Source organism: Streptomyces sp. NPDC001070 (assembly GCF_053598835.1).
Window position 1 is genome coordinate 93643 of sequence record NZ_JBSFLB010000028.1, and the last position, 12727, is coordinate 106369.

Annotated in this window: 10 protein-coding genes; 9 read left to right on the plus strand and 1 reads right to left on the minus strand. The window is 70.8% G+C overall.

Features of this window, described 5'->3' with window-relative positions; all coding sequences use genetic code 11:
- The first annotated feature begins 13 nt into the window (after positions 1-13).
- Complete coding sequence (locus ACWDAS_RS30305; RefSeq protein ID WP_450397421.1) at positions 14-2149, plus strand: MMPL family transporter; 2136 nt, start codon at positions 14-16, stop codon at positions 2147-2149.
- Here ACWDAS_RS30305 and ACWDAS_RS30310 read toward each other — a convergent pair.
- Positions 2137-2631 (minus strand): DUF3145 domain-containing protein, encoded by a 495-nt coding sequence (locus ACWDAS_RS30310; RefSeq protein ID WP_450397424.1) that lies wholly within the window; start codon positions 2629-2631, stop codon positions 2137-2139. The genes ACWDAS_RS30305 and ACWDAS_RS30310 overlap by 13 nt on opposite strands.
- A 236-nt stretch (positions 2632-2867) precedes the next feature.
- Between ACWDAS_RS30310 and ACWDAS_RS30315 the strand changes: the two genes are divergently transcribed.
- From ACWDAS_RS30315 to ACWDAS_RS30350, 8 genes are all read left to right on the plus strand, one after another.
- The gene (locus tag ACWDAS_RS30315; RefSeq protein ID WP_450397425.1) at positions 2868-3785 is read left to right on the plus strand and encodes an SGNH/GDSL hydrolase family protein; all 918 of its coding nucleotides are present in this window, start codon (positions 2868-2870) and stop codon (positions 3783-3785) included.
- Positions 3786-3982: 197 nt separating this feature from the next.
- Positions 3983-5143 (plus strand): mandelate racemase/muconate lactonizing enzyme family protein, encoded by a 1161-nt coding sequence (locus tag ACWDAS_RS30320; protein WP_450397427.1) that lies wholly within the window; start codon positions 3983-3985, stop codon positions 5141-5143.
- Positions 5140-6162, plus strand: coding sequence for a zinc-dependent alcohol dehydrogenase (locus tag ACWDAS_RS30325; protein WP_450397429.1), 1023 nt, complete (start codon positions 5140-5142; stop codon positions 6160-6162). The genes ACWDAS_RS30320 and ACWDAS_RS30325 overlap by 4 nt, the downstream gene beginning before the upstream one ends.
- A 101-nt stretch (positions 6163-6263) precedes the next feature.
- Positions 6264-7310 (plus strand): hypothetical protein, encoded by a 1047-nt coding sequence (locus tag ACWDAS_RS30330; RefSeq protein ID WP_450397431.1) that lies wholly within the window; start codon positions 6264-6266, stop codon positions 7308-7310.
- 6 nt (positions 7311-7316) lie between these two features.
- Positions 7317-8438, plus strand: a complete 1122-nt coding sequence (chvE, locus tag ACWDAS_RS30335; protein ID WP_450397433.1) for a multiple monosaccharide ABC transporter substrate-binding protein — start codon at positions 7317-7319, stop codon at positions 8436-8438.
- 88 nt (positions 8439-8526) lie between these two features.
- The gene (gene mmsA, locus ACWDAS_RS30340; RefSeq protein WP_450397435.1) at positions 8527-10077 is read left to right on the plus strand and encodes a multiple monosaccharide ABC transporter ATP-binding protein; all 1551 of its coding nucleotides are present in this window, start codon (positions 8527-8529) and stop codon (positions 10075-10077) included.
- A gap of 1 nt (position 10078) precedes the next feature.
- Positions 10079-11335, plus strand: coding sequence for a multiple monosaccharide ABC transporter permease (gene mmsB / locus ACWDAS_RS30345; RefSeq protein ID WP_450397437.1), 1257 nt, complete (start codon positions 10079-10081; stop codon positions 11333-11335).
- Between the two features lie 27 nt (positions 11336-11362).
- Entirely contained in the window at positions 11363-12562 is a 1200-nt protein-coding gene (locus ACWDAS_RS30350) for an aldose epimerase family protein (RefSeq protein ID WP_450397438.1), read from the plus strand.
- Positions 12563-12727 lie beyond the last annotated feature (165 nt).

Genomic DNA, 12727 nt, shown 5'->3' on the forward strand with positions numbered 1-12727 from the left:
CCGGGAGAGAGCGATGACATCAGTTCCGCGCGCCGTCCGCTGGCTGCTGCCGGCAGTGATGCTGGTCGCCTGGCTGGGGATCGGGGGCACCCTCGGCCCGTACGCGGGCAAGCTCGGCGAGGTCGCCACCAACGACCAGGTGGCCTTCCTGCCGCGCAGCGCCGAGTCGACGAAGGCCGTCACCGAACGGCGGGCGTTCAGCCGGAACGAGACCGTGCCGGCGATCGTCGTCTGGACGGCCGGCCGGGGCCGCGTGACCGACGCCCAGCAGAAGGCCGCCACGGCCGCCCTGGCCTCCCTCGCCGGCACCGAAGGGGTGACCGGACGCCCCTCCCCCGCGCTGCGCTCCGACGACGGCCGGGCTCTGGAGGGCGTGGTGCAGCTGCGGCCCGACCTCGGGCGGGACGTCGGGGACACCGTCGCCCGGATCACGGACACCGCCGGCCGGGTCGGGGGGACCACCGCCCGGGTGGCCGGGCCCGCCGCCTCGCAGGCCGACCTGGGCGACGCCTTCGCGGGCATCGACGGACTGCTGCTGTTCACCGCGCTCGGCGTGGTCCTGGCGATCCTGCTGCTGGTCTACCGCGCCCTGCTGCTGCCCCTGGTCATCATCGTGGGCGCGGTCTTCTCGCTCGGCCTGGCCTGCGGGGTGGTGTACGTGCTGGCGGACCACGGCGTGGTGCGGGTCGACGGCCAGGTGCAGGGCATCCTGTCGATCCTCGTCATCGGCGCGGCCACCGACTACGCCCTGCTCCTGGCGGCCCGCTTCCGGGAGGAACTGGCCGTACGCGGCGACCGGTTCGCCGCGATGCGCGCGGCGCTGCGCCGTTCGGCCGGGGCGATCGTGGCGAGCGCGGCCACCGTGGCCCTCGGCCTGCTCGCCCTGCTGACCAGCGACCTGACCAACAACCGCGCCCTCGGCCCGGTAGGCGCCGTCGGGATCGTCTGCGCCGTCGCGAGCAGCCTGTCCTTCCTGCCCGCCGCCCTGCTGCTGCTCGGCAGGACCGCCTACTGGCCCGCCCGGCCGCGGCCGCAGCGACCGGAGGGGCAGGGCGTGTGGCAGCGGGTCGCGGGCCTCGTGGACCGCGCGCCGCGCCGGGTCTGGGCGGCGAGCCTGGCACTGCTGGCGGCCTGCGCGGCCTTCTCTCCCACGCTGACCTCACGCGGGGTGCCGCTGGACGAGATCTTCGTCCACGAGGCCCCCTCGGTGGCCGCCCAGCGCGTGCTCGGTGAGCACTTCCCCGGCGGCTCCGGCAACCCCGCCGTGGTCGTCGCGGACGCGGACCGGCTCGGCCCGGTGACCCGGGCGGCCGCCGGCACCGACGGCGTCGCCTCCGTCGCCGCGCTCACCGCGTCCGGCCGGCCCGGCGGGGGCGAGCCCCTCGTCGCCGGCGGGCGGGTCCTGCTGGAGGTCACGCTGAAGGACGCCGCCGACAGCGACGCCGCGAAGGGGACGGTGCAGCGACTGCGGACGGCCGTGCACGCGGTGCCCGGCGCGGGCGCGGTGGTCGGCGGCTACACGGCCCAGCAACTGGACACCCAGCGGACCGCGGAGCGCGACCGGACCCTCGTGGTCCCCGTCGTCCTGGCGATCATCCTGGTGATCCTGGCGGCCCTGCTGCGCAGCCTGCTGATGCCGCTGCTCATGGTCGCCACCGTGGCGCTCAACTTCGCCGCCACCCTGGGCGTGTCCGCGCTGGTCTTCCGTCATGTGTTCGGGTTCTCGGCGACGGACGCCTCGGTGCCGCTGTACGGCTTCGTGTTCCTGGTCGCCCTCGGCGTGGACTACAACATCTTCCTGATGACCCGGGTCCGTGAGGAGACGCTGCGCCACGGCACGCGGCGGGGCGTCCTGCGCGGGCTGACCGCCACCGGAGGGGTGATCACATCGGCGGGCGTGGTGCTCGCCGCGACCTTCGCGGCGCTCGGCGTGATCCCGCTCGCCTTCCTGGTCCAGATCGCCTTCATCGTGGCCTTCGGAGTGCTGCTGGACACCCTGCTGGTGCGCTCACTCCTGGTGCCGGCACTGGTACGGGACATCGGCCCGCGGGTGTGGTGGCCGGGGGCCGCGGCGCGCCGGGGCGACGACGGGGCACCGCAGGACGGCGGCGCCGCGCCACGGCGGGTGGCGGAGCGTCAGACGACCTGATGCAGCCAGCGCACGGGGGCGCCCTCACCCGCGTAGCGGAAGGGCTCCAGCTCGTCGTCCCAGGGCTTCCCGAGCAGCTTGGCGACTTCCGTCTCCAGGTCGGCCTCGCCCTTGCGGGCGCGGGCGAGCGCGGCGCGCAGGCGGTCCTCGGGGATGAGGATGTCCCCGTGGATGCCGGTGACGGCGTGGAAGATGCCGAGCTCGGGGGTGCTGCTGTAGCGCTCCCCCTCGGCGGTGGCGCAGGGCTCCGCCGTGACCTCGAAGCGCAGCAGATGCCAGCCGCGCAACGCGGACGCCAGCTTCGACGCGGTGCCGGGCTCTCCCTGCCAGGAGAACTCGGCCCGCCACGTGCCCGGAGAGGCGGGCTGGCGGATCCAGTCGAGGTTCACGCGCACGCCGAGCACGCCCGCGACGGCCCACTCAACGTGCGGGCACAGCGCGCGCGGCGCGGAGTGCACATACAGAACTCCACGTGTCGTCACCGGGACCTCCAGTGTGGGACGAGGTACGCCTTCCCCAGCGGCCTCATGCCCATAACCGAGCCATCCGGGACAGCAGTGGACATTCTGCACTAATCATAACGAATGAGACAAGATCTGACTTCTGATCACCTCTTTCGCACCACCTGTCAGGGAAAAAGCTACCGCGCGGCGTCAGTCGAGGAGTGACGTACTGTCGGGATCAGCGAGAAGTCACCCACTCGTCCGAGGGAGAACGCATGCGCCAGTCGCTCCCGCGCGGGGTCAGCGGCGCCCTGATCGCGCTGATCACGCTGCTCACGACGGCACTCGCGGCCGGCTGCTCGGCCGCGGGGGACGGCCCGGGCAGGACCGAGGCCGGTGCCGCGGGGCGGCCCGGCAGCGGGACCGTCAAGCGCCAGGCCCCGGTGTGGGACACCACGCCCTCCTCGCTGGCCGCCCTCGGGGACTCCATCACCCGGGCCTTCGACGCCTGCGGGATCCTGACGGACTGTCCGGACCTGTCCTGGGCGACCGGCAGCCGCCGCTCGGTGGACAGCGTCGCCTCCCGGGTGCTGGACCGGCGGGGCGCCAAGAGCTGGAACCTCGCGGCCAGCGGCGCCCGGATGGCCGACCTCCCGGCGCAGGCACAGAAGGCGGTCGCGCTGCGGCCGCAGCAGGTGACGATCCTGATGGGCGCCAACGACGCGTGCGCGCGCAGCACCGACCGCATGACCCCGGTGGCCGAATACCGCCGGAATTTCTCGACCGCACTGCGCACGATCGACCGCGCGCTGCCCAAGACGCAGATCTTCGTCGCGAGCGTGCCCGACCTGATGCGGCTGTGGGACGTCGGCCGGCAGAACGTGCTGGGCCGGCAGGTCTGGAAGCTGGGCCTGTGCCCCTCGATGCTGGGCGACGCCGAGTCGATGAGCACGGCCGCCCGCGAACGGCGGCTGACCGTACGCGAAAGGGTGATGGCCTACAACGACGCGCTGCGCCAGGAGTGCGCGCGCCATGTGCGCTGCCGCTACGACGGCGGTGCGGTCTTCGACTACCGATTCACTCAAAAGGAGCTGAGCCCCTGGGACTGGTTCCACCCCAGCGCCGAGGGACAGGCCAAGCTCGCACGGCTGGTCTACGCGGCGGCGTTCGGCCCGGGGTCCGCCACCGGGTAGCCGCCAACTCGACCCCTCGTTCGGGGTTTCGGACACCGCCGGGCACCACGCCATGGGCGGACGGACTCACTTCGGCAACATCGCCGACACCTCGGCGCCACACCCATTGACACCGCCGGGAGCCCGTAACTACGTTCCCTTCAACATTTCGAACGTGTGACGAAATCTCGAACGAAACCCTGTAAGGGGCGGCTCCCGTGCGCATCACCGGCATCAGCACCCATGTGGTCGGCACACCCTGGCGGAATCTCACCTATGTGCTCGTCCACACCGACGAGGGAATCACGGGCGTCGGCGAGACCCGCATGCTGGGCCACACCGACGCGCTGCTCGGCTACCTCCGCGAAGCCGAAGCCAACCACATATCCGGATCCGACCCGTTCGCGGTGGAGGACCTGGTCCGCCGGATGAAGTACGGCGACTACGGCCGGGCCGGCGAGATCGTCATGTCCGGCATCGCCGTCGTCGAGATGGCCTGCTGGGACATCAAGGGCAAGGCCCTCGGCGTGCCCGTCTGGCAGCTGCTCGGCGGCAAGGTGAACGAGAAGGTCAAGGCGTACGCGAACGGCTGGTACACCACCGAGCGCACCCCGGAGGCGTACCACAAGGCCGCCCGCGCCGTGATGGAACGCGGCTACCGCGCGCTGAAGATCGACCCCTTCGGCACCGGCCACTTCGAGCTGGACCACGCCGCCACCACCTATTCCATCTCCCTCATCGAGGCGGTTCGCGACGCGATCGGGCCCGAGGCCGAACTGCTGGTGGAGATGCACGGGCGGTTCAGCCCGGCGACCGCGATCCGCGTCGCCAAGGAGCTGGAGCCGTTCAAGCCGAGCTGGATCGAGGAGCCGGTGCCGCCGGAGAACCTCAAGGCCCTGTCGAAGGTGGCCGCCCACACCGATCTGCCGATCGCGACCGGCGAGCGCATCCACGACCGCTACGAGTTCCGCGAGCTGTTCGAGCTCCAGGCCGCCGACGTCATCCAGCCCGACCTCGGGCACATCGGCGGGATCAACGAGGTCCGCAAGCTGGCCGCCACCGCCGAGACCCACTACGTGCTGGTCGCCCCGCACAACGTCGGCGGCTCGGTGCTCACCGCCGCGAGCCTCCAGCTCGCCGGCTGCACCCCCAACTTCAAGATCCTCGAGCACTTCAACGACTTCGCTGACTCCGAGATCAAGAAGGTCGTCAAGGGCGCCCCCGTGGTCGGCGAGGACGGGTACTTCACCCTTTCCGACGCCCCCGGCCTCGGTGTCGAGCTCGACGTCGACGCCGCCGCGGAGTTCCCCCAGCAGCAGGCCCGCTTCGACCTGTGGGCCGAGGGCTGGGAGCGCCGGAAGCCGAAGGACACGAAGTGACCGCACGCGCCCCCCGAGCCGTCGTGCTCGACGGACCCGGCCGGCACCGGATCGTGCCGGCCGGACCGGTCCCGCCCGGCCCGGGCGAGGCACTGGTCCGCGTGCACGCCGCCGGCATCTGCGGCAGCGACCGCGAGGTCCACGCCGGCACCCGCCCCGAGGGCTACGTCCGCTACCCCGTCACCCCCGGCCACGAGTGGTCCGGCACGGTGGAGGCGGTCGGCCCCGGCGTGACCACCGCCCTGGTGGGCCGCAAGGTCGTCGGCGAGGGCTTCCGCAACTGCCAGGTGTGCGAGCGCTGTCACGCCGGGGAGACCACGCTGTGCAGCGCGCCGTACGAGGAGACCGGCTTCACGCAGCCCGGCGCCATGGCCGACACCCTGACGCTGCCCGCCCGGCTGCTGCACGCCCTGGACGACGGCGCAGACCTGCGCGCGGCCGCGCTCCTGGAGCCGGCCGCGTGCGTGGCCGCGGCCCTGCTCAAGGCCCCGGCCGCGCCGGGTGAGCGGGTGGCGGTGGTGGGCACCGGCACGCTCGGCATGCTGGCGGTGCAGCTCCTGGCAGCGGTGTCGCCCGCGGAGCTGCTGGTGGTGGGCACCGGCCGGGACCGGGAGGAACTGGCCGCATCCTTCGGCGCCACGCGGTTCCGCACGGCGGACGAAGCGGCCGACGAGGACGGGAGGTACGACCTGGTGGTCGAGGCCGCCGGGTCCGCCTCCGCGGCCCGCCTCTCGGCGGGGCTGCTGCGCCGCGGCGGCCGGCTGGCGCTGACCGGCATCCCCGCGCCGGGCGCGGACGGGCTGGACCCCACCGACCTGGTGGTGCGCCAGCTGACCGTGCACACGGTGTTCGGGGCGCCGCCCGCCGCCTGGGCGTACGCCGTAAGGGCCTTCGACGCCGGGATCCTCACCCCGGCACCCCTGATCACGCACGACCTCCCCCTGGAGGGGTACGCCGATGCGCTCGGACTGCTGGCGAGCCGGGATCCGAAGGTGGGGAAGGTGCTGCTGCGTCCGTGACCGATCCGCGCGCGGCGGCACCCGTGCCCCATCCGTGCCCAGCCATACCCAATGAACCGAACGTCGTCCGAGATATCGGACGGCGAGAACGAAGGAGCACCGTGACCGACGCACCCACTCCGAGCCCCGACGCGGCCGGGAGCACCCCCGGCCCCCGTCACCCGGGCCAGTACGCGCTCACCCTCCTCGGTCACGGCGCGCCGGCGGACGACCCTGCCGACGCCTCCCCGCACTCCTTCCCCGACGGCGGCACCTGGCGCACCGAGATCCCCTCCGTGGAGGGCCCGGAGGCGCTGGCCACCGTCCTGGAGGAGAGCGAGCGGCTGGAGGTGCCGGTGCACCGGATCAGCCAGGGCAGCGGCATCTGGATGCTGACGGACGCCGAGATCACCGAGATGGTGACCGCCTGCGCCGAACGGGACGTCGAGCTCTGCCTGTTCACCGGCCCGCGCGGCAGCTGGGACATCGGCGCCGCCACCCGCACCGACTCCGGCGGCGCCGGGCTGCGCGCCCGCGGCCACGACCAGGTGGCCGGCTGTGTGGAGGACGCGCTGCGGGCGGCCGCCCTCGGTGTGCGCTGCCTGCTCGTCGCCGACGAGGGCGTGCTGTGGCTGCTGCACCAGCTCCGCGCGCAGGGCCTGCTGCCGGCCGACACCACCTTCAAGGTCTCCGCGCTGGTCGGCCCGGTCAACCCGGCGGCCTACGCGGTGTGGGAGCGCCTCGGCGCCGACTCCATCAACATCCCCTCCGATCTGACCCTCCAGCAGATCACCGAGATCCGCCGGGTCAGCCGGGCGCCCATGGACTTCTACATCGAGGCACCTGACGACCTCGGCGGCTTCGTCCGGCTCTACGACGCGGCGGAACTGATCCGCCGCGGCGCGCCGATCTACCTCAAGTTCGGGCTGAGCAAGGCCCCCGGCATCTACCCGTACGGACGCCAGCTGCGGGACGTCGCCCTGGCGACCGCCCGCGAGCGGGTCCGGCGCGGCCGCCTTGTGCTCGACCTGCTCTCCCGGCTGGGCGCGGACGGCGGGCGCTCCCCGCTGGGCGCGCGGCTGCCGGGCCCGCTCCACCGCTTCCCCCTGGACATCGCGACCGACCCGGACCAGGCGACCGACCCCCGCCTGGCCCCCGAAAGGATCTGATCAGCCATGCGCATCGCCAGAGCCGCACACCTGCGCACCACCGCCGCGCTGATAGCCACCCTCGCCCTCGGCGCCACCGCCACCGCCTGCGGACAGAGCGAGAACACCGGCGGCGGCGGCAAGGACGGTGGGAAGGGCGGCACCATCGGCATCGCCATGCCCACCAAGTCGTCGGAGCGCTGGATCGCCGACGGCAACAACATGGTCAAGCAGTTCGAGGCCAAGGGCTACAAGACCGACCTGCAGTACGGCGACGACAAGGTCGAGAACCAGGTCGCCCAGATCCAGAACATGATCACCAAGGGCGACAAGCTCCTGGTCATCGCCGCGATCGACGGCTCCGCCCTCAGCGACGTGCTCAAGCAGGCCCACGACGCCGGTATCAAGGTGATCTCCTACGACCGCCTCATCCTGGGTTCGGAGAACGTCGACTACTACGCGACCTTCGACAACTTCAAGGTCGGCCAGCTCCAGGCCGGTTACATCGTCGACAAGCTCGGCCTGAAGGACGGCAGCAAGAAGGGCCCCTTCAACATCGAGCTCTTCGCCGGCTCGCCCGACGACAACAACACCAAGTACTTCTTCAACGGCGCGATGGACGTCCTCCAGCCGTACATCGACAAGAAGCAACTGGTGGTCAAGAGCGGTCAGACCAACCTCACCCAGGTCACCACCCTGCGCTGGGACGGCGCCACCGCCCAGGCCCGCATGGACGACCTGCTCAGCAAGGCGTACACCTCCGCCAACGTGGACGCGGTGCTCTCCCCGTACGACGGCATCTCCCGCGGCATCATCTCGGCGCTGAAGAGCGTCAGCTACGGCACCGCCAAGAAGCCGCTGCCGATCGTGACCGGCCAGGACGCCGAGGTCGCCTCGATCAAGTCGATCATCGCGGGCGAGCAGGCGCAGACCGTCTACAAGGACACCCGCGAACTGGCGAAGGTCGCCGTCCAGATGGGCAACGCGGTCCTGACCGGCGGCAAGCCCGAGATCAACGACACCAAGACCTACGACAACGGCACCAAGGTCGTCCCGACCTTCCTGCTGCCGCCGGTGAGCGTCGACAAGTCGAACTACAAGGAGATCGTCGTCGACTCCGGCTACATCAAGGAGTCCGAGCTCCAGTAGCACCGGCGACCGGAAGCCGGAAGCCGGAAGCCGGAAGCCGTCGATGATTCATCGCTTTTCCACAGCCTGAGGAGAACGGAAAGCAGGAATGGCCGGACCCGTCCTCGAAATGCGCTCCATCACCAAGACCTTCCCAGGGGTCAAGGCGCTCTCCGATGTCACACTGACAGTCGCCGAGGGCGAGGTCCACGCCATCTGCGGTGAGAACGGTGCGGGCAAGTCGACCCTGATGAAGGTGCTCAGCGGGGTCTATCCGCACGGAAGTTACGAAGGGGAGATCCTCTTCCGGGGCGAGCCCTGCGCGTTCCGCGACATCCGCGCGAGCGAGCACCGCGGCATCGTGATCATCCACCAGGAGCTCGCCCTGGTGCCGTACCTGTCGATCGCCGAGAACATCTTCCTCGGCAACGAGCACTCCACCCGCGGCGTCATCAGCTGGAACGAGACACTGCGCCACGCGGGCCGGCTGCTCAAGCGGGTCGGGCTGGCCGACCCGCCCACCACCCGCGTGGCGGACATCGGCGTCGGCAAGCAGCAGCTCGTCGAGATCGCCAAGGCGCTGTCCAAGGAGGTCAAGCTCCTCATCCTGGACGAGCCGACCGCGGCCCTCAACGACGAGGACAGCCGCAAACTCCTCGACCTCATCCTGGAGTTCAAGGAACACGGCATCTCCTGCATCATCATCTCGCACAAGCTCAACGAGATCGCGAGGGTCGCCGACTCCATCACGATCCTGCGGGACGGGCGGACCATCGAGACGCTCGACATGAAGGCCACCGACGAGGACGGCCGCAGCGTGGTGACCGAGGAGCGGATCATCCGCGGCATGGTCGGCCGCGACCTCGACCACCGCTTCCCCGAGCGGGAGCCGGAGATCGGCGAGGTGGCCTTCGCCGTCGAGGACTGGACCGTGCACCACCCGATCGACCAGCAGCGCAAGGTCGTCGACGGGGTCTCCCTCAACGTCCGGCGCGGCGAGATCGTCGGCATCGCCGGGCTGATGGGAGCCGGCCGCACCGAGCTGGCCATGAGCGTCTTCGGCCGCTCCTACGGGCGCGGCATCAGCGGCCGGGTCTACCTGCACGGCGAGGAGATCCGCACCCGTACGGTCCCCGAGGCGGTGGGCCACGGCATCGCCTACGTCACCGAGGACCGCAAGCACTACGGGCTGAACCTCATCGACGACATCAGCCGCAACATCTCGCTCAGCGCCCTGTCCAAGGTCGCCCGGCGCGGCGTCGTCAACCAGCACGAGGAGGCCCGGGTCGCCGAGTCCTTCCGCTCGACGATGAACATCAAGACCCCGACGGTCTTCGAGACCACGGGCAAGCTGAGCGGCGGCAACCAGCAGAAGGTCGTCCTCAGCAAGTGGATCTTCGCCGGGCCGGAGATCCTCATCCTCGACGAGCCCACCCGGGGCATCGACGTCGGGGCCAAGTACGAGATCTACACGGTCATCAACGACCTGGCGGCCCAGGGCAAGGCCGTCGTCTTCATCTCCTCCGAACTGCCGGAGCTGCTCGGCATGTGCGACCGCATCTACACGATGTCGGCGGGCCGGCTGACCGGGGAGATCCCGCGCGAGAGCGCGACCCAGGAAGTGCTGATGCGCCACATGACCATGGACCGAGGTAACTGAGATGGGCAGCCCGGTGAAGACCGACAAGACTCCGCCGCCCGCCGGGGGCGCGGCCGCGGCCGTCAAGGACGGCGGCGCGGGAGCCGGAGCCGCCGGCCTCCTGCTGCAGGCGGCACGGCGCAACATGCGCCAGTACGGCATGATCATCGCGCTGGTGCTGATCGCCGCGCTGTTCCAGATCTGGTCCGGTGGCATCCTGCTCAAACCGCAGAACGTCACCAACCTCATCGGCCAGAACAGCTACATCCTGATCATGGCGATCGGCATGATGGTCGTGATCATCGCCGGTCACATCGACCTGTCCGTCGGCTCGCTCGCGGCCTTCGTCAGCGCCGCCGCCGCGGTGATGATCGTCCAGCACCACTGGTCGTGGCCGCTGGCCCTGGTGGCCTGCCTGGTGCTGGGCGCGGCCGCAGGCGCCTGGCAGGGCTTCTTCATCGCCTACGCCGGCATGCCCTCGTTCATCGTCACCCTCGCCGGCATGCTCATCTTCCGCGGGCTGACCCAGATCCTGCTGAAGGGCCAGTCCATCTCGCCCTTCCCGAGCGGCTTCCAGAAGATCGGCAACGGCTTCCTGCCGGAGGTCGGTCCGCACACCAACTACCACAACCTCACGCTGCTCATCGGCCTGGTGGTGATCGCCATCGCGGTCACGCAGGAGCTCCGCGACCGGCGCGCCCAGCTCTCGTACGACCTGGACGTGCTGCCCCGCAACCTGTTCCTGCTCAAGCTGGCGGCTCTCGTCGCCTGCGTGATCGCCTTCACCATGACCCTGGCCAGCTACCACGGCGTGCCCATCGTGCTGCTCATCCTCGCCGGGCTGCTGATCGTCTTCGGCTTCGTGATGCGCAACGCGGTGATCGGCCGGCACGTGTACGCGCTCGGCGGCAACCAGGCGGCGGCGAAGCTCTCCGGCGTCAAGGACAAGCGGGTCGTCTTCCTGGTCTTCGTGAACATGGGCGTGCTCGCCGCGCTCGCCGGACTGGTCTACGCGGCCCGGCTCAACGCCGGCGTCCCGCAGGCCGGCATCAACTTCGAGCTCGAGGCCATCGCGGCCGCCTTCATCGGCGGTGCCTCCGCCACCGGCGGCGTCGGCACCGTGCTGGGCGCCATCATCGGCGGCCTGGTGCTCGGGGTGCTCAACAACGGGATGTCACTCGTCGGCATCGGCACGGACTACCAGCAGGTCATCAAGGGTCTGGTGCTCCTGGCCGCGGTCGGCTTCGACGTCTGGAACAAGCGCAAGGTCGGTTCGTAAAGCAGCTACCTATCGAAGGAGCCGCAAGTGAACAGACGTACATTGATCGCGGGCGCGGCGCTCGGGGCGGTCGCGCCCGCGATCGGCGGGACGAGTGCCTGGGCGGCCGGAACGGCCGGTACGGCGCGGCAGGCCGCCGACGCAAGGCACAGGCCCGCTGGCAGGAGCAAGGTGAGCAAGGAACACTTCGGGACCCTCGAGGACGGCACCAAGGTCGACATCTGGACCGTCAGCAACGGCGGGATCACCCTCAAGGTGCTCTCGTACGGCGGCATCGTCCAGACCCTGGAGCTGCCCGACCGGCGCGGCCGCCGCGGCAACGTGTCCCTCGGATTCGGCAACCTCGACGACTACGTGGCGAACAGCCCGTACTTCGGCGCGCTGATCGGGCGCTACGGCAACCGCATCGCGGGCGGGAGGTTCACCCTGGACGGGCACACCTACCAGCTGCCCGTCAACGACGGCCCGAACAGCCTGCACGGCGGCGACCGGGGCTTCGACAAGCGGGTGTGGGCGGTCGAGGGCTTCAAGGCCGGCTCCGAGGCGGGTCTCGTACTGCGGTACACCAGCGCGGACGGCGAGATGGGCTACCCGGGCACGCTCAAGGTCAAGGTCGTCTACACCCTGACCGCCGACGCCCGGTGGCGGATCGACTACACCGCCACCACCGACAAGGCGACGGTCGTCAACCTGACCAACCACACGTACTACAACCTGCGCGGCGAGGGCGACGGCGGCATCTACGACCACGAGGTCCAGATCGCCGCCCGCCGCTACACCCCGGTCGACTCCACCCTCATCCCCACCGGTGAGCTGGCGTCCGTCGCGGGCACCCCGTTCGACTTCCGCACGCCGAAGGCGATCGGCCGCGACATCCGCACCGCGCACCAGCAGGTCCTGTACGGGCAGGGCATCGACCACAACTTCGTGCTGGACAAGGGCCGCACCGACGCTCCCGAGCACATCGTGACGGTCACCGAGCCCGTCTCCGGGCGGGTCATGCGGATCGCCACCACCGAGCCCGGTGTGCAGTTCTACACGGGCAACTTCCTGACCGGGGCGTTCGCCGGCAGCTCGGGCCGGGTCTACCGGCAGGGCGACGGCTTCTGCCTGGAGACCCAGCACTTCCCGGACTCCCCCAACCACCCGTCGTTCCCGTCGACGGTGCTGCGGCCGGGGCAGACCTACCGCTCCACCACCGAGCACTCCTTCGGCACCACGCACTGACCGTCGCACCCTCCCCGCGGGCGGGGGCGGCCGGGATTCTCCCCCGGCCGCCCCCGCCTGTCGCGTCCGGTCAGCTACACCGGGAATGTTCTGGGCCACCGGAATGACAGCCGCGGAGAGTCCGCGAGGACGGGGGTACGCATCCCGTCGATCAAGCCCTGCGGC

What these genes read in the sequence shown, in the direction of transcription:
- ACWDAS_RS30305 (WP_450397421.1), top strand. Translation starts at nt 14, where the DNA reads ATGACATCAGTTCCGCGCGCCGTCCGCTGGCTGCTGCCGGCAGTGATG.
- ACWDAS_RS30315 (WP_450397425.1), top strand. Translation starts at nt 2,868, where the DNA reads ATGCGCCAGTCGCTCCCGCGCGGGGTCAGCGGCGCCCTGATCGCGCTG.
- chvE (WP_450397433.1), top strand. Translation starts at nt 7,317, where the DNA reads ATGCGCATCGCCAGAGCCGCACACCTGCGCACCACCGCCGCGCTGATA.
- mmsA (WP_450397435.1), top strand. Translation starts at nt 8,527, where the DNA reads ATGGCCGGACCCGTCCTCGAAATGCGCTCCATCACCAAGACCTTCCCA.
- mmsB (WP_450397437.1), top strand. Translation starts at nt 10,079, where the DNA reads ATGGGCAGCCCGGTGAAGACCGACAAGACTCCGCCGCCCGCCGGGGGC.